Source organism: uncultured Thermosynechococcus sp. (assembly GCF_938074695.1).
Classification (GTDB): domain Bacteria; phylum Cyanobacteriota; class Cyanobacteriia; order Thermosynechococcales; family Thermosynechococcaceae; genus Thermosynechococcus.
This window is the reverse complement of the sequence record NZ_CALJEM010000039.1, coordinates 1-20114: the sequence shown is the minus strand read 5'-3', so window position 1 is coordinate 20114 and position 20114 is coordinate 1. Positions and strand designations below refer to the sequence as shown.

Annotated in this window: 17 protein-coding genes and 1 tRNA gene; 5 read left to right on the top strand and 13 right to left on the bottom strand. The window is 54.2% G+C overall.

Annotated elements, in window-relative coordinates; all coding sequences use genetic code 11:
- The first annotated feature begins 114 nt into the window (after positions 1-114).
- Together Q0683_RS06570 and Q0683_RS06565 are read left to right on the top strand one after the other, a co-directional pair.
- Positions 115-187: transfer RNA gene (locus Q0683_RS06570), tRNA-Glu, on the top strand.
- A gap of 166 nt (positions 188-353) precedes the next feature.
- The gene (locus Q0683_RS06565; protein ID WP_298976899.1) at positions 354-1517 is read left to right on the top strand and encodes a pyridoxal phosphate-dependent aminotransferase; all 1164 of its coding nucleotides are present in this window, start codon (positions 354-356) and stop codon (positions 1515-1517) included.
- 111 nt (positions 1518-1628) lie between these two features.
- Here the strand turns inward: Q0683_RS06565 and cobU are convergent, their stop codons facing one another.
- From cobU to cutA, 10 genes are all read right to left on the bottom strand, one after another.
- Complete coding sequence (gene cobU / locus Q0683_RS06560) at positions 1629-2183, bottom strand: bifunctional adenosylcobinamide kinase/adenosylcobinamide-phosphate guanylyltransferase (RefSeq protein WP_298976897.1); 555 nt, start codon at positions 2181-2183, stop codon at positions 1629-1631.
- Positions 2184-2199: 16 nt separating this feature from the next.
- Positions 2200-3051, bottom strand: coding sequence for an ABC transporter permease (locus Q0683_RS06555; RefSeq protein WP_298976895.1), 852 nt, complete (start codon positions 3049-3051; stop codon positions 2200-2202).
- Between the two features lie 4 nt (positions 3052-3055).
- Entirely contained in the window at positions 3056-3970 is a 915-nt protein-coding gene (gene argF / locus Q0683_RS06550) for an ornithine carbamoyltransferase (protein WP_298976914.1), read from the bottom strand.
- Positions 3971-4112: 142 nt separating this feature from the next.
- Positions 4113-4748 carry a glycerol-3-phosphate 1-O-acyltransferase PlsY gene (gene plsY, locus Q0683_RS06545; protein WP_298614434.1) on the bottom strand — a complete coding sequence of 212 codons (636 nt, stop codon included), beginning with the start codon at positions 4746-4748 and terminating at the stop codon, positions 4113-4115.
- A gap of 24 nt (positions 4749-4772) precedes the next feature.
- A complete protein-coding gene (locus Q0683_RS06540) occupies positions 4773-5741 on the bottom strand; it encodes a DUF3086 domain-containing protein (RefSeq protein WP_298614436.1) in 969 nt (322 codons plus the stop codon).
- Complete coding sequence (locus Q0683_RS06535) at positions 5731-6135, bottom strand: DUF3119 family protein (RefSeq protein ID WP_298614438.1); 405 nt, start codon at positions 6133-6135, stop codon at positions 5731-5733. The genes Q0683_RS06540 and Q0683_RS06535 overlap by 11 nt, the downstream gene beginning before the upstream one ends.
- Positions 6136-6139: 4 nt before the next feature.
- Positions 6140-7534, bottom strand: coding sequence for a hypothetical protein (locus Q0683_RS06530; RefSeq protein WP_298614440.1), 1395 nt, complete (start codon positions 7532-7534; stop codon positions 6140-6142).
- Positions 7535-7604: 70 nt separating this feature from the next.
- Positions 7605-8309, bottom strand: coding sequence for a biotin--[acetyl-CoA-carboxylase] ligase (locus Q0683_RS06525; RefSeq protein ID WP_298614442.1), 705 nt, complete (start codon positions 8307-8309; stop codon positions 7605-7607).
- 103 nt (positions 8310-8412) lie between these two features.
- Complete coding sequence (locus Q0683_RS06520; protein ID WP_298617189.1) at positions 8413-9594, bottom strand: FtsX-like permease family protein; 1182 nt, start codon at positions 9592-9594, stop codon at positions 8413-8415.
- A 366-nt stretch (positions 9595-9960) separates the two neighbouring features.
- Positions 9961-10275 carry a divalent-cation tolerance protein CutA gene (gene cutA, locus Q0683_RS06515; protein WP_298976891.1) on the bottom strand — a complete coding sequence of 105 codons (315 nt, stop codon included), beginning with the start codon at positions 10273-10275 and terminating at the stop codon, positions 9961-9963.
- Positions 10276-10350: 75 nt separating this feature from the next.
- Here cutA and Q0683_RS06510 point away from each other — a divergent pair, with 75 nt between their 5' ends.
- Positions 10351-11445, top strand: coding sequence for a beta-ketoacyl-ACP synthase (locus tag Q0683_RS06510; RefSeq protein ID WP_298614448.1), 1095 nt, complete (start codon positions 10351-10353; stop codon positions 11443-11445).
- Here Q0683_RS06510 and dxs read toward each other — a convergent pair.
- Positions 11442-13355 (bottom strand): 1-deoxy-D-xylulose-5-phosphate synthase, encoded by a 1914-nt coding sequence (gene dxs, locus Q0683_RS06505; protein ID WP_298614450.1) that lies wholly within the window; start codon positions 13353-13355, stop codon positions 11442-11444. The two genes, Q0683_RS06510 and dxs, sit on opposite strands and share 4 nt — an antisense overlap.
- 268 nt (positions 13356-13623) lie before the next feature.
- Positions 13624-14220 (bottom strand): cofactor assembly of complex C subunit B, encoded by a 597-nt coding sequence (locus Q0683_RS06500; RefSeq protein ID WP_298976888.1) that lies wholly within the window; start codon positions 14218-14220, stop codon positions 13624-13626.
- 61 nt (positions 14221-14281) lie between these two features.
- Here Q0683_RS06500 and Q0683_RS06495 point away from each other — a divergent pair, with 61 nt between their 5' ends.
- Positions 14282-15700, top strand: coding sequence for a sugar transferase (locus Q0683_RS06495; RefSeq protein ID WP_366142732.1), 1419 nt, complete (start codon positions 14282-14284; stop codon positions 15698-15700).
- Here the strand turns inward: Q0683_RS06495 and Q0683_RS06490 are convergent.
- Positions 15653-18151, bottom strand: a complete 2499-nt coding sequence (locus Q0683_RS06490) for an EAL domain-containing protein (RefSeq protein WP_298976884.1) — start codon at positions 18149-18151, stop codon at positions 15653-15655. The two genes, Q0683_RS06495 and Q0683_RS06490, sit on opposite strands and share 48 nt — an antisense overlap.
- Positions 18152-18439: 288 nt before the next feature.
- On the opposite strand from Q0683_RS06490, the gene Q0683_RS06485 reads away from it, so the two are divergent.
- On the top strand, positions 18440-19918 hold the full coding sequence (locus tag Q0683_RS06485; RefSeq protein ID WP_298976882.1) for a pitrilysin family protein: 1479 nt from the start codon (positions 18440-18442) through the stop codon (positions 19916-19918).
- Positions 19919-20114 lie beyond the last annotated feature (196 nt).

The following is a 20114-nucleotide window of genomic DNA, read 5'->3' as shown; positions in this document are numbered from 1 at the left end:
AGTCCCTCAGGAATTTTTCCTTATTTTCTTCCTAAGAGGGAGTTCCATGCAAAAGTTTCCCAGGGTGTTGACAAAGGCTTAGTCCATTCGCTACATTAACTAATGCTGAGCCTTGCCCCCATCGTCTAGAGGCCTAGGACACCTCCCTTTCACGGAGGCGACGGGGATTCGAATTCCCCTGGGGGTATCCCAAACTGCTAAACTCAATGCCAATACCGACCACTCCAAGCCTCACAACAGGCTAGGGCACTTGTCTCATCCTTAGTGATCTAATTGGCACGAGGTAGATGTTTGCAAGTCGCCGATCTCCTGCCAAAGTGCCACAATACGGAAAGTAGTGCAGGAGACAAAGGATGGACTGGGCAACGCGGGTGATGCGGGTCACGCCGTCGGTAACGTTGGCGATTGATGCCAAAGCCAAGGCAATGCGCGGGAGTGGAGAAGATGTCTGTAGCTTCAGTGCCGGCGAACCCGACTTTGACACCCCTGCCCATATCCGTGAGGCTGCAAAAACTGCCCTCGATCAAGGCAAAACTCGCTATGGTCCTGCAGCTGGGGAACCAGCCTTGCGACAGGCGATCGCCACCAAGCTGAATAACGACAACCACCTACCCTATCGAGCTGAAAATATTCTCGTCACCAATGGCGGCAAGCAGGCTCTCTTTAACCTGATGCTGGCCCTGATCAACCCCGGCGATGAGGTGATTATTCCTGCCCCCTACTGGGTGAGCTATCCGGAAATGGTGCATCTTGCCGGTGGTACGCCGGTAATTGTGAAGACAACTGCTGAAACGGGCTATCGGATTACGCCGGCGCAACTGGAAGCAGCCATTACCCCGAAAACGCGGCTCTTTGTTCTCAACTCCCCCAGCAACCCCACGGGCATGGTCTATACACCCGAGGAGATTCGTGAGCTGGCGGCCGTGATTGTGCGGCATCAACTGTGGGTGGTTTCCGATGAAATTTACGAGAAGATTCTCTATGACGACGCCAAGCATCTAAGCATTGGGGCAGTGAGTGAGGCCGCTTTTGAGCGCACCATTGTGTGTAGTGGCTTTGCCAAGGCCTATGCGATGACAGGCTGGCGCGTGGGCTACATTGCAGGGCCGGCGGAGTTTATTAAGGTAACCACAAAAATTCAAAGCCACAGTACCTCAAATGTATGTACGTTTGCTCAGTATGGTGCGCTTGCGGCTTTGCAAGGAAGTCAAGCCTGTGTGGCCGAGATGGTGGCCGCTTTCCGCGATCGCCGTGCCTTCATGTACAAACGCATTTGTGAGATGCCGCGGTTGCGCTGTCTCAAACCCCAAGGCGCCTTTTATCTGTTTGTGGATATTAGCGAAACGGGGTTAAGTTCCGTAGAGTTTTGCGATCGCCTGCTGGAGGAGGAAAAAGTGGCCACAGTTCCCGGCAAAGCCTTTGGCATGGATGATCACATTCGCCTTTCCTACGCCACGGATTTAGCCACTATTGAAAGAGGCCTGACGCGGCTTGCAAAATTTGTCGAGCGGCTCTAAACCCATAACCGCGGCATCGGCAGGAGAAACCTGGGCATCACCTCGCTGCAATCAACGACTTCAGTGGAATTCTCTTGAAGAGAGCAGAGTTCGCCTTAGCGGTCTTGGGAATTAATTAGCAGCCCTCAGACGTTTGAGACAGATACCCCATTGGTGGAGGGGCAGCGCAAAACCAGCAGCGACAAGATACACTTGCGCCATCAACGGACTCAGGTGCTGGCACAGTTCACCGAGGCGATCGCGAAAACAACGACCACTGGCATAGGCCGGCACTACCCCCCAGCCCACCTCTTCGGCGACAACAATGAGTTGAGCCTTACACGCTTGCACACTTGCCAAGAATTCCGCAACGGTCGCCTGCCATTGATCGTGGGATTGCTCTAGGCAATTGGCCACCCAGGTTCCCAAGGAATCCACAAGGGCGCAATGATGAGGCGGCAGGTCACGCAGGAGGGCAGCCAGCTCAAGGGGGCACTCCGACAATTCCCACTCAGCGGGGCGGCGAATCCGGTGTTGTTCAATGCGCTGTAGCCATTCAGGATCCTCTGGGGGGGCGATCGCCGTGGCAATATAAATCACCGGTTGTTGACTTTGGGCAGCAAGGAACTCGGCCCATTCACTCTTGCCACTGCGACTCGGACCGGTTACCAAGATATGATTCAGCATGAGTGGGCATTATTGGTTAACTGAACCGGCTCGGATCAAGGCGCTCTCCTAAGCCTTCGCCAAGGAGCGATAGACCCACCACAAGCAGTGTCATAGCCAGTCCCGGAAAGAACGTCGTCCACCAAATGCCCACTGACAGCCCATCTAGGGCTTGTCGCAGATCTTGTCCCCATTCCGGCACTTGGGGCGGCAACCCTAAGCCCAAGAACCCCAGGCCGGCCAGGGTCAAGATGGCGTCGGCGGCATTGAGTGTCAAGAGCACGGGGATACTGGGGAGAACGTTTACCAAAAGATACCGCCACAGAATCCGCGGCGTAGAGGCACCGAGAGCACGGGCAGCTTCGATAAAGACCTCATTTTTCAAACTCACCGTATGGTTGCGGACAACCCGATAGTACTGGGGAATATAGGCCACACTGAGGGCGATCGCCGCATTCAGAACTCCCTTGCCCACCACAAAAGCCACGGTGACAGCCAAGAGTAGCCCCGGCAACGTGTAGATCGTATCCATAAGAAAGAGTAGCCCGCGATCCAGCCACCCGCCACGATAGCCACTTAGCAGTCCCAAGGGTACCCCTACCCCCAAGCTGAGCAACGTTGCCGCCAAAACCACCTGCAAAGCCGCTTGGGCACCAAAGATCGTGCGTGAAAACACATCATAGCCCAAGCGATTGGTACCAAACCAGTGCTGCGGTGAAGGCGGCGCATGAATCGGAAAATCCAGAAATTCTTGGGGATCGGCAATCCAGCCGAGGGCTTGACCTAGGGGAGCAAGAACCGCCAGCAACAGAAAAGCTCCACAAATCACGGCTCCCACCAGCAACAACCGATCTGAGAGGCTGAGTTTCGGCCAGCGGTGGCGCAGCATTGTCCTATCCCAAGAGACTGGCAAGCAGTGCCTTCTGGGCATGGAGACGGTTTTCCGCCTGCTCCCAAACACGGGATTGCGGCCCTTCAAGGACACCGGCGGTAATTTCCTCCCCGCGGTGAGCCGGCAGGCAGTGGAGAACGATCGCCCGGGGATCCGCAAGCGCCAAAAGCTGATCGTTAATTTGGTAGGGTCGAAAAATGGGCTGGCGATCGCCCGCTTCTGCCTCCTGTCCCATACTGGCCCAAACATCCGTGTAAAGAGCATGGGCACCCTTCGCGGCTGCCTGCGGATCCGTGAGAACAGTTACTTCACTCTTACCGCCACTCAATGCTTGGGCTTGCGCCACAATATCAGGCAAAGGCGCAAACTGTGGCGGCGAGGCCACCCGAATGTTTACCCCCAGGAGGGCACAGCCCAGGAGTAGCGAATGTGCCACATTGTTGCCATCGCCAATATAGCAGAGGGTCAGTCCTGCCAATGTGCCAAAGGATTCCCGCAGCGTCAGCAAATCCGCCAAAATCTGACAGGGATGCTCGCGATCGGTGAGGGCATTAATCACGGGTATCCGCGCATAGTCCGCAAACAGTTGCAGCTCCACTTGACCGTAGGTGCGAATTGCTACAGCATCCAAATAGCGATCCAACACCCGTGCTGTATCGGGCAAGGGTTCACCGCGCCCCACCTGTGTGGATTGGGGATTCAGATCAATGACTTGGCCGCCCAATTGGTACATCGCCACCGTAAAGCTGACACGGGTGCGGGTCGAAGCCTTGTGAAACAGCAGCCCCAACACTTTGGGACACCGGGGGGCTACTTTACCGATTTTCATCTGGGCAGCCAAATCCAGCAGATACTCTGCCTCTGCCCGTGAGAGGTCAGCAATGCTGAGCAAATCACGCCCCCGCAGTGTGTCCATCACAGATTTCCCCACCAAAACCGGTATCCACTCATGGTAGCAACCTCAGAGCTGTTCCAAAGGTACAAATACAACCGTTTTCTAAAATAGGGGGAGCATTGAGGAACGCCGAGCTTGTCCATAAAGCTGCCTTGGAAAAGAGCTACCCTTCCGAAGCTCCCAACCGTGGCTCTGTCCCTGCAAGGAGGCGCTGAATATTACTCTGGTGTCGCCAAATCACAAAGGCACCGGCAACGACACTAAAGCCAACAAAAGGCCAAGACTGCGTAAAGAGCCAAAACCAGAAGGGCAAGGATAAAGTGGCAGTGATAGAACTCAGGGAGACAATGCGGCTGGCCGCCAAGACCACTAGAAACACGGCAAAAGCGGCTAAGGCTGTGGGGGCGTTGAGGGCAAGGAGTACCCCTAAACTGGTGGCAACGGATTTACCGCCGCGCCAACCCAACCAAATGGGTTTGCTGTGAGCTAGCACTGCCATAAAGGCGATCGCCAGCAGCACAAATTCAAACCAACTGGCGGGTACTGTACTCCAAGATTGTCCCAAGACCCAACGCGCCAAGAGAACAGCTCCTAGTCCTTTGCCGACATCCACCAAGAAGGTGACCAGTCCAGGCCCTTTGCCCACTACCCGCAGCACATTGGTGGCACCGGTTGAGCCGGAGCCATACTCACGAATATCAATGCCCCGCAGCGCTTTCGCCAGGAGATAGCCCGTAGGAATCGAGCCGAGCAGGTAGCTCATAAGCGCCAGCAGTCCAAGGATCAGTGCAGTGGTCACGGGAGCCTCCAAGGGTGACTGAAACTACTCAAAGAAATCAGAGCTACGGCTAGGACGCAACTGGGGTTCAGGGGCAAAACCCAAGAGCAAGGGATATTGCAGGAGCGAAAGGCTAACTTGGGGTTGGGAATCATCAATGAGAATTAGGGGGATGTAGTCCTCCTGCTCAAGGCGATCGGCACGAAAGGCCAAAGCCTCCGCCGATTCAAAAAGTGCCACCCCCTGATCAGGGCCAAAATCTTGACGACTAATCCCCAAGCAATCCTGCAAGCCCCGTCGCCAATCCCCTAGTCGCTCAGGGGAGTCGGCTAAGACCAAGACCCGCAAGAGATCACCGTAGAAATCCCGCAAGATTGAAATAATAGCCGAGGCAACAAGAATATTTTGCAACCGACTGGGGAGCGATCGCAGGGCACCCCGTCCCCCCAGATCAAAAAACCAGCTCTCGACACGCTCAGCATGAATTTGCTCAAACGTGCGTCGCAACTGCCAGGGGGGGCCATAGTAGTTGGGGCTGCTGCGATACTGCTCCAGCAAGCGGCGAATGCGATCCGCTTCTTCCTGAAATCCCTCATCAAGAACTAACTTGGGCGGCGTGGCCGCTGTTTCTGCCGGAGCAGGGGCAGTTTCCACCACAGGGGGGGCTGGGGGCAGTAATTCCATTTCCTCGATGGTGGCAGCCAACTCCTGCATGCTCTTGACTAAAAATTCCTTGAACCCCTGCACCCGAATCGCCAGTTCCTGGGAGGCACCCACAAAGTTGCGCCGTAGCTCCTGCTCAATGCGTTCCTTGCGCCGTTCCAATTGTTCAATCGTCAGCTGCAAACTTTGTTGCCGCTCTTCCAGGGACTTGAGGCGATCGTGGACAAGACGATGAAACTCCGCATCGAGGGCTTGAATTTCCGCTTTGAGCGCATCGCGCTGGGCTTTGAGGGCAGTGATTTCCTCTGGCGTGGGTTCAGAGAGATCGGTTACCGTAGGGTCATCTGTCATTGCGAACGGGGGAAATAAAGGCTGTGCGTGGGCAGCGTTCTTGCAGGCATTGTACTAAAGTTTTGGCGTCAAACAGAATCGGCAAAAAGTGGATATTCTTCACTTCCCGAAAGTAGAAGAGGATGGGAAAGACTGGCCAAAAAACCTCCCAGTGTTGCCATTGCTGATAGGGAAAGTGGCGAATCTGTTGGCCACCGCGATAGATCTCTAGTGCTGTTGCTGTAAATTCTAAGCGCAGCGTTGCCGCCTGCACAGCTAAAAATAGGGCAAAGAGAGAAATAGGTAAGCCCAGCCACCACCGCAACCACCACAGGGGCAGACCCAACAGCAGCACACCTAGAGGAACAGCAAAGGAAGGTTGAAGGCGAACGGTGGCGAAGGAGGTTCCTTGCATGGTTTTACTCCTGAGGAGTCGTTGGCTCTTCTAATTGTGGCAAATCCTTTGGAGGGGGAGCCGTTTCTGGTTTGGCGATCGCTGGAGTGGGGTTATCTGCAGAAGGAGAGGGTTTGGAGGGGACTTGCGGGCTGATGAGGACAGAACGCGCTGGGCTTTTTGCTTTCTTGAAGGGATTTAGACGCTGCCAGAAGGGTTTTTGCGGTGCAGGTGCCGAAGGGGGTGTCTCAGAAGCCTTAGGGGTGGTCTCTGGGGCCGGTTCCAGCACAGCGGGCGTCTCTTCGGCAGCTTTCACCGTCGGCGCTGGCGTTGGCTCTGAAGCAGGGGCTGTTTCCTCGGTAACTGTCACTGGGGGTTCTGGCGTTGGTTCGAGGCCAGCGGGTGTTTCCTGTGCGGGTTCAAGGGGGGGTGGTACTTCCTCTACAGCTGATGTTGGTGCAGGTTCCTGGGCAAGGGGCACTTGGGAAGGGGGAGCAGGTTCCTCAACGCTAGGCGCTGGCTCTGGGGTAGGTTCGGCAGGCAAGTTGCCGGGGAGATCTGGACTGAGGCTGCTTTGGAGATTTTTCGCCGCCAGTTCTCCCCGCAGTAGTCGCGAGAGGACATCCTTGCCATTGGGTTGATAGGTGACAAGGTGGGTAATGGGGTTGTAGGGGGAGGGAATACGCTGACCATTCCCATCCAAGAGTTCGAGGCGCACCCAGTTGTCCCCCGGCTGCAGGCCTGTGAGATAGTAGGCTTGCCAGCGATCCACTGTGAAAGATTGGCCATTGATGGTGCAGCGCACCTGCCAAACTTTCTCGTTGTTGAGTTGTCGATCTAAAGGCAGGTTGCTGAGGTAAAAATCTAGGAGCACGGGTTCAGCGCCATAGGTGCCGGTGGGTTGGTTGTAGGTGAGCAGGGGAAGATTGGCAGCTCGCGTGTCCTCGTCGGCGGTGTAAAGATGAAAAGTGGTTTGGGCATAGGCAAGGGGATTTTTCCAGCTTTCACCCCAGGGATACACCACAAAGGCCCGCAGGAGATGTGTCCCCGGCTCAAGATCACTAAATTCAATAGGCTTGCTCAGATCATAGACACTGCGGCTAGGCAGATCGTCAAGCACCACTTCCACATGGGGACCGAGCCCAGTGCGCTGATCTTGAAAGATGGGCAATCCTTGGAGACTGAGGTGAACGGCGACGTTGCGGCTTTGGAGGGTTTGGTTGGTTTCAGGGCTGAGAATTTTCAGCCGAGGTTCATAGCGATCAAACCAATCTTTCATGTCTTCAATGGCTACAGGAGGAGCCACTTCTGCCAGTGCGCCACCGGATTTTGCCGCTACTCTCTCCCCTACCGCCCAAAGAAAAACTACGCAAAGAACTGCGGCGATCGCCCGTTGCCAATGAATCTGCCAACCCTTCATGCGCACCTCAGATGGTTGTCGTACTAAAGACAATTTTCGCAGACGGTCGGCCCACTTCTGCAATCAATTCTTAGGAGTCGTAGATCACATGGCCACTGCTAAATTCGCGCACTTCCCCATTGCTGAGGCGCACCTGCAATGTTCCGCGATCGCCAATTCCCACACCAATTCCCTGCCATTTCTTTTCTCCTTGCACCAGGGTGAGCGATCGCCCCCGCAGGAAATCCCGTTCCGCCGCCACCCCTGCCCACTGTGGCTGTTGCCAGCACCAAAGGAGTTCAGCCCGAATGGCCGCCAAGAGTTCCAAGTCCGTAGGTACCGCCTCCCAAGGATCAAGCAGCCTATGGAGACTAATGGCTTGGGGAATACCCATGGCCGCCACATCAACACAGCGGTTCAGCCCCACCCCCACCACAAACCAAGGGGAACGGCTTTCGCAGAGAATTCCCGCCAGTTTCTTGCCCTCAGCCATGACATCATTTGGCCACTTTAGTTGCAGATGGCGATCCACCGTTGGCCGCAGCCCACTCAGGGCGCGCATCACTGCTATCCCAGCCTGGACACTGGGGGCAACCATCCCCTGCACCTGCGGCAGGATAAAGGAGGCTGTCAACACGCCTTTCGGAGAGTGCCAGACCCGGTTGTACTGACCCCGTCCTCGCGTTTGTGCTTGAGTGTAGATGACTTGACCAAGGTAGAGTTGCTCGGCATGGTGCAATGCCCATGTGTTGGTACTTTCACAGGTTTCAAGCCAAACTAACCAAGGAAAGGTCATAGCGATCGCCTACTTGTACACAGAAGCCGATAGCTAGTGCTCGCAAGCGGTCGAGCTGCGGATGTGCCCCCACCCGCTCAGAAAATATAGGACGGGGTATGGCTTAAGCCCGAAAGACTTGGGCAGGATCAAGACGCATGACTTTTTGAACCGCTAATAGGGAAGCACTGACACACATGGCCACGGTGGCGCTAAAAACAGCCAAGGCCAATTGAGGACTAAGGATAATTTGAATTGCACGGGTCTGCATTGTCCACAGGCCCAATCCCCAGCAGAGGGCTAGGCCAGGTATGTACCCCAGCACAGCCATCCATAGAGCTTGCTCAATAATGATTCGATATAGGTACCAGTCAGAGGCCCCCATCGCTTTGAGGGTGCCGTATTCCTGCAGGCGATCGCTCACCGAGGAATAGAGAATCTGGCTGACAATCACTACCCCTACAACCACACCTACCCCTGCTCCCAATCCCAAAATGAACCCCACACTGGTACTGGCCAACCAATAACGGCGGGTCATGTCACTCAGGGCCGCCCTACTGAGCACTTGATAGTTGGGGAAGGCCGCCCGCAATCGCTCCTGCACCTTTGCCAAATCTTCCCCCGGCTTTGCTTTGACCATGACATAGGTAATGCGGGTACTGGGGGACACCAGCGGCAGAAATTCGGGTGCAGGCTCACCGGTCTCAAACCGCGGGAAGTTCAAATAAAGGTTCGCAGTTTCCAGCGAGGTAAAAACATAGGGACTAGAGACAATTGATTTCAGACCGTGCGTCCAGCCAATGACCGTGGCCGGGTAGTTATTTGCTCGACCTTGCTCGCCCACAGCCGTCAGGGAAAGGGCATTGAGGTCAATGCGATCTACGATGACACTGTAGGGTTTTTCTAGATCCGTCAGCGCTGCCCCCGCAACTGTTGGCAAAGGTAGCAGGGTTCCCGCCGGCTCAATCCCAACCACCTGCACCGGATCGATTGCCTCTGTCTCTGAACGCCGCCACATGGCTGATTGCATCAGGAGCGGTTCTGCGATCGCAACCCCTTCAACCGCTTGGGCATCGAGAACTACTTGATACTCAATGGGCAACGTCAGGCCAAAGTAACGTAGCTCGCGAGAGGCAATCCAGAAATCTGCTTGGCTTTTGTTCACCAAGAGAGTGGCGGAGCGGCCAAACCCCTCCAGGAGTCCCGTTTGAATCGTAACCAAACTTACCGCAAACGTAATGCCCAGTTGAGCAACGAGAAAGCGGCTAAAGTCTTCTAAAAGATTTTTGCGAGCAAGAGAAACCATTCCCCTATTTTAGGTTTTAGATAAAACGGTGTCTAGGCACTTCCAGCCAGTTGAAGAAAAGAGTTTCACTATCAGCTTAAGAAATAAAAAATCTTTGGTTAAACACTCTACAATCTTTGGTTAAACACTCTACCGCCACCTCTTGTTTTTAGGGTCAGTTAATAGCAACCTGAATACGACACACCAGTGACCCTATTTCTTTGTTCTTTGCATTCTCGTCCTCCTAGGCCACAGCCAAGGAGGAGGACAGCAAGCGATTGAATCCCTTTAGCTCCCAGGGGGAAAGGATGCCATGCTCAAAGATAGAGGGTAGGTTGTTAATATGGTTAATTTAATAGAAACTTTTGATTTTGGGTGCGGAGATTCTTAACCTCCAGATGGTTCTTGGGTTTGTTCTTTTACCCAATTCAAGTAGGCAGAGGAACCGGCAATGAGGGGTAGGGCAATTATTTCTGGGACTTCATAACTGTGTAATGCCAGCAGGCGATCCCGCACCTGGTCAAACAAAGCAAACCGGGTTTTAATGAGTAATTGCCATTCTGGATCGCAATGTATAGCCCCTTGCCAACGGTATATTGATTGGATAGGCAGAATCTGTACACAGGCAGCTAGGTACTCGGCTACCAGTTGATTGGCTAAAGAAAGTGCTTCAGCTTCCGTGGCAGTAGTCACAATAACCACACAATACTCCGTTGTCGCTTCCAAGCCCGCTGTCCTCACCTCACTATGTCAATCATATCTTGAAGCAATTGTGCAGTGAATGTTGTTATTACTGGAATTGGGCTGTGGACGGCGCTGGGGGATACGGCGATCGCCACATGGCAACGCTACTGTGAAGGCAAAACGGCACTTATTGCCACGACAGAAGGGCTGGTGGGAGCAACGACGTTAACTCTTGAGAAAATTCTTGAAACCACGACAACTCAGGCGCTCAAGGATGCGAAATTGACAGCTCCCCTCCCCAGTGCGGGGGTTGTCGTCGGCTCTAGCCGCAGTTTCCAAGCCCAGTGGGAAACTTGGTTGCGGCAGCCTTCCCTACCGCGAGCCACATGGTTACAAACCTTGCCAGCCACGGTCTCACAGCGGGTAGCACACATTGTCGGTAGCCAAGGGATAGTTCTCAACCCTACCGCCGCCTGTGCCACCGGTATATGGGCGATCGCCCAAGGCGTCCTATTGATTGAGCAGGGCAGGTGTGATCTGGTGTTGGCTGGCGGCGTTGAATCTGCTGTCTCCCCCCTCACCTTGGCGGGATTTCGGCAGTTGGGCGTGTTGGCTCAGGAACGAGCCGCTCCCTTTGATCGCCAGCGGCAGGGATTTGGCTTGGCTGCCGGCGGCGCCATTGTTGTCCTAGAGTCTGAGGCAGGGGCGCGATCGCGAGCCATCGAACCCTACGCCCGGATTGCTGGCCTGGGTCTGAGTGCAGATGCCGAGCACATGGCTGCCCCCAGTGTCCATCAAACGGGTGCCCTCCTAGCAATTCAACGGGCCTTGACCCAGGCAAATCTAACCCCGCAAGCAATCCACTGTATCCATAGTCATGGCACGGGAACTGTGCGCAATGATGCTGCGGAAGCGGCTTGGATTCAAGCCCTGTTTGGTCAGGGGGTTCCCGTCACGAGTCACAAGGGTGCCCTTGGGCATACCCTCGGTGCTGCTGGCGCGATCGCCATTGCCCTCTCCTGCCTCTCTTTGCGAGAACAGCAGATTCCTCCCTGTGTGGGCTGTGAGATTCCTGACTTTGACTTAGACATTGTCCAACACTGCCGCCCTGCTCGCTTAGAGCACATTCTCTGCTGTAGTTACGGTTTTGGCGGTCAAAATGCCGTCATTGTTCTAGCGCGTCCCTAGGAGCCGGTCACCACCGTCGGTTGCGCCACCCCAAACTTTTCCATAATGGTTTTAGCCATTTGTGGCGGCGTTAGACCCAAGTCCGCTTTTGACTCCTCGGGCGTAGCGTGTTCCACCAGGACATCGGGTACCCCTAGACGAAGTACGGGGACGAGAATATCGGCCTCTTGAAGAGCCTCCAGAACCGCTGAGCCAAAGCCCCCCATCAGGCAGCCCTCCTCCAAGGTGACCACGCGGCCAATTTGCTTGGCCAAGGGCAGAATCAGGTCAATGTCTAGGGGCTTCGCAAAGCGAGCATTAATTACTGCGGCGCTTAGGCCGTGCTCCTTGAGGATTTCCGCCACCTGCATTGCGGGATAGACCATTGAGCCGTAGGCCACCAAAAGAACATCTTCGCCGGCGCGCAGGAGTTCCCCTTTGCCGATTTCAAGAGGTTCCCAGCCTTCTTCCATCAGGGCAACGCCATAGCCATTGCCGCGCGGATAGCGCAGGGCGATGGGGCCATCGGTGTAGTTGATGCCCGTGACAATCATGCGTTGCAATTCAGCTTCATCCTTGGGTGCCATCAGCACCATATTGGGTAAGCAGCGCAAATAGGCAATGTCGTACATCCCTTGATGGGTAGGGCCATCGGCACCGACAATCCCCGCCCGATCCATACAGAAAAAGACCGGCAGATTTTGGATACAGACATCGTGAACAATTTGGTCGTAGGCGCGCTGCAAGAAGGTGGAGTAAATCGCCACCACAGGACGGATGCCTTGGGTGGCCATGCCCGCAGCCATGGTTACAGCGTGCTGCTCGGCAATCCCCACATCTATGTATTGCCTTGGCACCCGTTTTTGGAGAATGTCTAGCCCTGTGCCCGTGGCCATTGCTGCTGTAATGCCGACAATGCGCGGATCGTTTTCTGCTAGCTTCGTGAGGGTTTCGCCAAAGACTTTGGAGTAGCTGGGGGGCTTGGGCTTGCTGGAGGGTTTGGCCTTGCCCGTCACCAAATCAAACGGTGGCTGGGCGTGGTAGCCCACCTGATCCTTCTCGGCGATCGCGTAGCCTTTCCCCTTGATGGTTGCCACATGAACCAGCACAGGCCCCGGAATCGTATGGGCATGTTGGAACGTGGCAATCAGTTCTTCCAAATTATGGCCATCCACAGGACCCACGTAGGTAAAGCCCAATTCTTCAAAGACAGCCCCCACCTTGGGAACCGCAAGGCGTTTCATGCCCTCCTTGAGGCGCTGCATCTCCGGGGTGAGGTTTTCACCCAAGAAGGGGATATGTTTGAACTGCTCTTCAAGGTTATCGGTAATAAATTGCACCTGCGGCGAGAGGCGAATTTTATTCAAATAGCGAGGAATGGCGCCCACATTCGGGGAAATGGACATCTCATTGTCGTTGAGCACCACCATCAGGTTGGTGTGGGGTAAGTGTCCCGCATGATTAATGGCTTCTAAAGCCATCCCGCCGGTGAGGGCGCCATCGCCAATAATGGCCACGACTTTGAATTTTTCGCCCTTGAGATCGCGGGCGATCGCCATTCCCAAAGCTGCTGAAATACTCGTGGAAGCATGACCTGCACCAAAGTGATCAAAGGGACTCTCGCGGCGGTTGAGATAGCCGGCAATCCCCCCCTTTTGCCGCAGGGTATGGAAGTTGTTGTAGCGACCCGTCAACATCTTGTGGGGGTAGGCTTGGTGCCCCACATCCCAAACCACGCGGTCTTTGTCTAAGTCAAGGGTTTGGTAGAGTGCGAGGGTGAGTTCGACAACCCCCAAACCCGGCCCAAGGTGTCCGCCTGTGGCCGCCACTGTTTCCAGATGTTTGTCGCGAATTTGGGCGGCAATTTGAGTTAATTGGGCAATGGACAACCCATGCAACTGGTTGGGATGGGTGAGTTCACTTAAGTGCATAGAAGCCCGACCTCGCAAGATACCTAGGAGCGATAGCCTACCGCTGACCACAGAAAAACTATCTGTTGACTGATTCTAGCAAAGTCCCCCGCCGAAGTTGGGCATCATTTGCTTCTAGACGCGGTGAAAAGCCGCAGTAATCCCAAAACAGGTGATCATAAATTTATTTGAATGCACCCTCACAGATTTCCTCAAAAGCAGCGTTGGTCTTTAGGGAACCAAACTTAACGGTTTCTGCAATCAAGCGGCCCTAACCTGAGAGTGCATCCTAGCGAACGCCTAGCATTGTTTCCTCGAAGGTGATCAGTTCATCGGGGTGTCCTTCTAAGGTCACTTGAGTACCGATTGCGTGGGGCTGCAAGGAGAGCTTAACGGTTTCCAGCCGCTGGGCGCCTCGCCAATAGAACCAAGGGGCAAGGGGGGTCAAACCAAGGAGACCAAAGGCCAAGATACCGCGATCCGGTAAGAGGACGGTCAACACAAGGGCGATCGCCGTGGCACCGCAGACGGCAAGGCCAAAAAGGAAGGCGGCCAAAAAGGGACTGGCGGCAACGTTTCCCTGAAATGTCACTTCACTGCCATCGGCATTGACCGCATGCAGACGGTAGCCCCGCTGCTGAAAATACTGCTTGAGGCGGGGGGCAAGTTCAGAAATGGGCTGAGCAATGAGCCACTCTTTGGTTTCAATGCGTTCTTTGGTGGAGGCACGAATGAAAAACACAAAGCCGATGGCCAAGAGGCTCGTCAGGAGGAGGGTTGAAGGATAAATTAAATCACTGGACATGTGGAGGTGGTTTGGAGAGGATTGTTGTTTACTATCCCCCATTGTCGAGGATTGCTCAGGGTCTGCAAAGAGATATTGCACCGTGATCGCCCCTTGATGTTCTGCGGAATACTAAAAGCGATAGTGACTTTGCTGCTCCATGATGCAATCTCAAACGTCTCCCCGTGATATTCGGGCGCCCCGTTGCCGTGGGATGGGGTGGCGCTCAGAAGCGGCTCTTGCTCTGCTGCTATTGATCAGTGACCTAGGGGGGTTGGTGCTGGCGTGGAAATTGGGATTACAACTCAATCGCTTCTATGCGCCATTGCCCCCTGATTTGGCAGCATGGTACTGGCTGGGATTGCCCAGTGTCTTTTGGCTTTTTGCAGCGGGTTTGTTGTTTTTGATTGCTCTGAGTGGGCTGTATCACCCGCGCGGCCATTGGAAAAATTATTTGCAACTCGCTAAGGTGTTGAGCTTGGGCTATTTGCTGGCGCTGGCCATTGGCTACTTCTATGATCCTAAGGTGGATCTGCCTCGCTCTCTGTTTTTTAGTGCTTGGGGTCTCAGCGTGGTCTTTGCTGTGATCTTGCGCTTGGCGGTCAGCTTAGCCTTCAAAATTTTCACCCTACGGCGACCGATTCGTGCATTTGTAGTGGCGCCCCCGGAGCGGCAAGAGTATCTCAGCAGACTCCTAGAGCAACGCTCTAACTATAAGATTGTCGGCAGGACGATCCCCACCCTGGCCAATGAACCGGAAACCTTGACCGAGATTCTCAATTGTCAAGCCCAAGAGGTGATTGTAGAAGGCCTGCCTCCGGATCACCTCGCCTCGAGACTGTATTGGCAACTGCGCCAGCACGGAATTGCCCTGCGGCTCATTCCCTCCAGCTTGGAAATGCTCTACCGACGCGGCACCCCCGAAATTGTGGCTGCTTTGCCCACACTGCGGGTAGATATGACCTATCTCCACGGTTGGGAGTATCGGCTAAAACGCTATTTGGACGTGATTTTGGCACTCTTTGGCATTGTGGTGCTGGCGCCCCTCTTTATCGGAGTGGCGATCGCCATCAAACTCACCTCCCCCGGCCCTGTCTTTTTTCGCCAAGAACGGGTGGGACTTCACGGCAAAGTCTTTCAAATGTGGAAATTCCGCACCATGCGTGCCGATGCCCCTCAACTCCAAGCCCAGTTGGAGGCACAAAATGAATCCGCCGATGGCATTCTCTTCAAGGTGAAAAATGATCCTCGCCGCACACCCCTTGGTCGGTTCCTGCGCAAAACCAGCATTGATGAACTGCCCCAACTGTTTAACGTCCTCTGGGGAGACATGAGCTTAGTGGGGCCGCGTCCTTTACCGCTGCGGGATGTTGCCCGGTTTCATTCTTGGCACCACATTCGCCATCAAGTGATGCCGGGGATTACAGGGCTGTGGCAAATTTCTGGCCGCTCTGAAATTGGGAATTTTGATGAAGCTGCCCGCCTTGACCTTTACTATATTGATAATTGGTCTTTCAATCTAGATTTAGAAATTCTAGTGGAGACGGTGCGGATTGTGCTCTTTGGTCGTGGGGCGTATTAGGCGTGGTAACGATTGGCTAGCAAATAACTGTGTCACCTGCTCAGCCGAAAGGGGGCGGGCAAAGAAATACCCTTGGCCATAGTTGCAGCCAAGGGCTTGGAGGATCTGGTACTGTTCGCGGGTTTCAATGCCTTCTGCCACTACCTTCAGACGCAATGAGTGAGCCAACATGAGAATGGTGTGCACAATTGTAGCCGAAGGCTGTTCCCTGTTGAGAGTAGAAATAAACGTGCGATCAATTTTTAGGGTATCAACGGGGAAACGGTGCAAATAGCTGAGGGAAGAGTAGCCTGTGCCAAAGTCATCCATATACAGGCCAATGCCCATGGCGCGGATTTCCTGTAGGGTAGCGATCGCTACCTCCTTGTTGTCAATCAGGATTCCCTCTGTCACCTCAAGGCGCAATCGTTCGGCGGGAAATTCTGTTTCTGACAAAATGGCTCTTAAATTGGGTAACAGATCTGCTTGCTGGAAATGACGGCCACTGAGGTTGACACTGATGCTGAGAGCACGGCTATGAGGAAAAACCTTTGCCCAGCGTTGCATCTGTCGACACGCCTCCGCCATCACCCACCAACTAATGGGGAGGATCAGACCGGTTTCCTCGGCCACATTCATAAATTCGGCGGGAGAAAGGACACCCCGTTCGGGATGTTGCCAACGCAGCAGGGTTTCAAAGCCAACAATCTTGCGCGTTGACAGATCCACAATGGGTTGATAGTAAACCAGAAATTCCTTGCGCTCTGCCGCCCGTCGCAGATCGGTTTCAATTTGCATCAAGGCGATGCTCTGGGCACGCATTGTCATACTGAACACTTCATAGCGAGACTTGCCCAGGGATTTGGCGCGGTACATGGCCGTATCTGCATCGCGCAGTAAGTCCTCAGCCGTTTTACTGTCCTCACCGGGAAAGGCAATGCCAATACTGGCACTGGTGAAGACCTCACGTCCCGCCAACAGGAAGGGACGGCTCAAGGTTGCTAAAATCCGTTTTGCTACTTCAATGGCTTGAGCGGGATTCCTTAGCTCTTCCAAGAGAATGGCAAATTCATCGCCACCGAGGCGGGCAACCGTATCCTCCGCGCGGGTACAGGCAGTGAGTCGCCGGGCAATGCCAATGAGGAGCTGATCCCCGGCTAAATGTCCCAAGCTATCGTTGATCACCTTAAAGCGATCCACATCCAAAAAGAGCACCGCAAAGAGGGAGTTGGGACGCCGCACACAGCGGGTAATGGCTTGGGTTAAACGATCCATAAAGAGCACGCGGTTGGGCAAGCCCGTCATGGCATCGTGGAGCGCATCATGCAGAATCTGCTCCTGAATCAGGTGGTACTGTGTAACGTCGGTCATCGAACCGGCCATGCGGTAGGGCTGCCCCTTCTCATCGCGCAGTGCCTTGCCCCGCGATCGCATCCAGCGGTAACTGCCATCGGCGTGCTTAATCCGAAATTCACACTCAAAATGGGGATGGGTACCGAGGAGATGCTCCTTCATACACTGGCGCAACCGCTCTAGATCCTCGGGGTGGACACGCCGCCACCATTCTTCGATGGTGGGTTGCAATGTTCCCGGCGTTTCTCCGATCAGCAGTTCCCAACGGGGCGAGTAGTACATCGAGCGATCGCGAATCTGCCAATCCCAAAGCCCATCATTTGCGCCTTCGGCTGCAAGAGCATAGCGTTCCTCACTAATGCGCAGGGCAAGTTCTGAACGTTTGCGCTCAGTAATATCGGTAATGTAGCAGCGAATTAATTGACTCCCCTGCAGCAGATGGATCGTTACTTCATAGGTGCGATCGCCCACTGTGACTTCCTCAAGAGTTAGCTGCTCTGCTTTTGCCCAACTTCCGCTGTGAAACCAGCCCCTAAACAGAGGATGAGCACAGCCCTGGGTTTCTAAATCGGGAAAGCACTGCAGGGCTGCGGGGTTAAGGTAGGTAATGCGACCGGCGGTCGTGATTTCAAGGATGGGATGGGGACTCAGCTCAGGAAAGGAGGAAAGTCGCAGTAGTTGTTCTTCACTTAGCTGTGCAATGTCGGCAGATGGCTCCCAACTGACGCCAAGTCTTGTGCTGTCCTCCTCTGATAACTCATCAATTTGCACCGCTTGGGCGTAACGGGTGAATGTGGAATCGGAGACATTCGCCACCACATGGTAACGGGCGCGCACTTCTCCCCCAAAGACAATCACGTCACAGTGCTTCAGAATGCAGGACTGGCAACGCTTGCCATTAACCGTAATGCCATTTACACTGGGCTTCCCCTCCAGATTCCCATCCACAAGACGAAAGAGAAAGTTGCCGGTATTGGGATCCACGATCCGCAGTAAAACAGCATGCTGCCGTGAAATCATGGGTGATTTGAGGACAATTGAGTTGCTGGGGTGACGACCAATAGTGTAAGTATTAGCCTCTAAACGGATTGTGCGCCGACCTGCACGATCCTCAATCACCAGAAGATGACGCCACTTTTGGCACGCAGGGGGATTCACGTCAATTGTCTAGTTGAATACGAATCAAATTCTGCTGAATAAACTAAGTCAAATCCGAGAACTCGGTGCTTGACAACAGGGAAACCGCCAACAGAAACCTGACTCCTATTCTAGACTAGGACAGGAGTCTTCCAGCTGTTCTTGCTGCCCGAAAGATTGCCATCGCTCTTTTGCTGCCGGCCTCGGTGAGCTACACTTGCAAGGGATGCTTTTAAGCTTTTCAAGGCAAGACCTAGAATAGCGGGCAACATGGGTATTTTTCACTCTTTTGCTTGGCGATCGCTGCTAGGGATGAGGTCTTGGCGGGGTATTTGGCGATCGCTTGCCTTGGGAATTTTGGTTCTTCTGCTGCTCTTTTTTGTCCTGCCTACTCAGGCCACTCCCATGACCCCCAAACATTACACCGAACTCACTTTTGCGCCCTTACCCGATGTGGCGATGCCAGCCTACGAGCGCTTTCAGCTTAGCAATGGCATGGTGGTCTATCTGTTGGAGGATCATGAGTGGCCGTTGGTGCGCGGTACCTTGCTTTTTCGTGCCGGCAGCCGTTGGGATCCCCCCCATCAGGTCGGTCTGGCGGAAATCAGTGGCGATCTCATTCGTACAGGAGGCACTCAAGTTCACCGTGCTGCCGAGATTGACCAATGGTTAGAGGATCGAGCAGCAGCCATTGAATCGGGTGTCGGCAAAAGTTTAGGACAGATCAACTTCAACAGCTTAAAGGAACACAGTGAAGCAGTTCTGAGCCAACTGGCAGAAATGCTCCAAGCCCCAGCCGTAGAACCAGAGCGCTTTGAACTGGCGATTCGGCGACGACAGGGAATGATTCAACGGCGTAACGATCAGCCCAGTGCTCAGGCAGAACGGGAATTTTACAAGTTAATCTACGGGGCTGACAGTCCCTATGCCCGCACCCAAGAGTTAGAGACTCTTGCCAACATTACTATCGCCGATGTACGGCAGTTTTACCGCACTTACCTTGCCCCCTCGCGCTGTATTTTGGGCTTGGTGGGCGATTTTGACACCTCGCAAATGGGCGATCGCCTTGAAGCAATTTTTGGCTCATGGCAAGATCCCCCCAATCTCCCTCCCCTGCCCCCTATCCCCCCCGTGACGGTTGACACCTCGCCAACCACCGTGGTGATTGAACGTCCTCATCTTTCCCAAAGCTATATCTACACCGGCCAATTGGGGGGCACGCTCAAGGATGCCGACGTGTTTGCCCTCTATGTTCTCAACGGAATCCTCAACGGCTTTGGCGGGCGCCTCTTTAATGAATTGCGATCGCGCCAAGGGTTGGCCTACAGTGTCTATGCCGCTTGGAGTCCCGAATTTGACTATCCAGGGGTGTTTTATGGCGTCGGCCAAACCCAAACAGAAACCACGGTGAAGTTCCTCAACACCCTACGGCAGGAAATTGAGCGATTGCAACGGGAACCTGTGAGTGCGGCGGAACTCACCTATGCCAAGGATAGCATTCTCAATTCCTTTGTCTTTAATTTTCGCGATCGCCTGCAAATTCTCAATCGTCTTCTGCGCTACGAATACTACGATTTGCCCAAGGATTTTATCTTCCGCTATCAGCAAGCGGTCAAAGCAACAACAGCAGCGGATTTACAACGGGTGGCCCAAACCCGCCTCAAGCCGGAACAGTGGCGTACCCTGATTGTGGGCGATCGCGTCCCCTGCCCTGTAGCTCACTGTCAGTTACAGCGCAGTCGTAGTTAGACTGGCGCTTTTAGCTCACGGGATTCCCCCACTCGCTGAGTATCGGGACAGCCTTTAGAATAGAGGGCATGAGCCGTTGGATTAACCTGCTTGCCCTGCTTCCCAACACGCTCCTCACGATTTTAGTTATCAGCATTGCCTTTCTGCGATTTTATGACCAAACCGACTTCACCCTCCTCGGATACGTTGCCCACCC

Bases quoted from the DNA above. Each gene is read 5' to 3' on its own strand.
- Q0683_RS06495 (WP_366142732.1), top strand. From the start codon at position 14,282: ATGCAATCTCAAACGTCTCCCCGTGATATTCGGGCGCCCCGTTGCCGT.
- Q0683_RS06525 (WP_298614442.1), bottom strand. From the start codon at position 8,309: ATGACCTTTCCTTGGTTAGTTTGGCTTGAAACCTGTGAAAGTACCAAC.
- cobU (WP_298976897.1), bottom strand. From the start codon at position 2,183: ATGCTGAATCATATCTTGGTAACCGGTCCGAGTCGCAGTGGCAAGAGT.
- Q0683_RS06540 (WP_298614436.1), bottom strand. From the start codon at position 5,741: ATGACAGATGACCCTACGGTAACCGATCTCTCTGAACCCACGCCAGAG.
- Q0683_RS06530 (WP_298614440.1), bottom strand. From the start codon at position 7,534: ATGAAGGGTTGGCAGATTCATTGGCAACGGGCGATCGCCGCAGTTCTT.
- dxs (WP_298614450.1), bottom strand. From the start codon at position 13,355: ATGCACTTAAGTGAACTCACCCATCCCAACCAGTTGCATGGGTTGTCC.
- Q0683_RS06565 (WP_298976899.1), top strand. From the start codon at position 354: ATGGACTGGGCAACGCGGGTGATGCGGGTCACGCCGTCGGTAACGTTG.
- Q0683_RS06485 (WP_298976882.1), top strand. From the start codon at position 18,440: ATGGGTATTTTTCACTCTTTTGCTTGGCGATCGCTGCTAGGGATGAGG.
- Q0683_RS06555 (WP_298976895.1), bottom strand. From the start codon at position 3,051: ATGCTGCGCCACCGCTGGCCGAAACTCAGCCTCTCAGATCGGTTGTTG.
- Q0683_RS06520 (WP_298617189.1), bottom strand. From the start codon at position 9,594: ATGGTTTCTCTTGCTCGCAAAAATCTTTTAGAAGACTTTAGCCGCTTT.
- argF (WP_298976914.1), bottom strand. From the start codon at position 3,970: ATGGACACACTGCGGGGGCGTGATTTGCTCAGCATTGCTGACCTCTCA.
- Q0683_RS06535 (WP_298614438.1), bottom strand. From the start codon at position 6,135: ATGCAAGGAACCTCCTTCGCCACCGTTCGCCTTCAACCTTCCTTTGCT.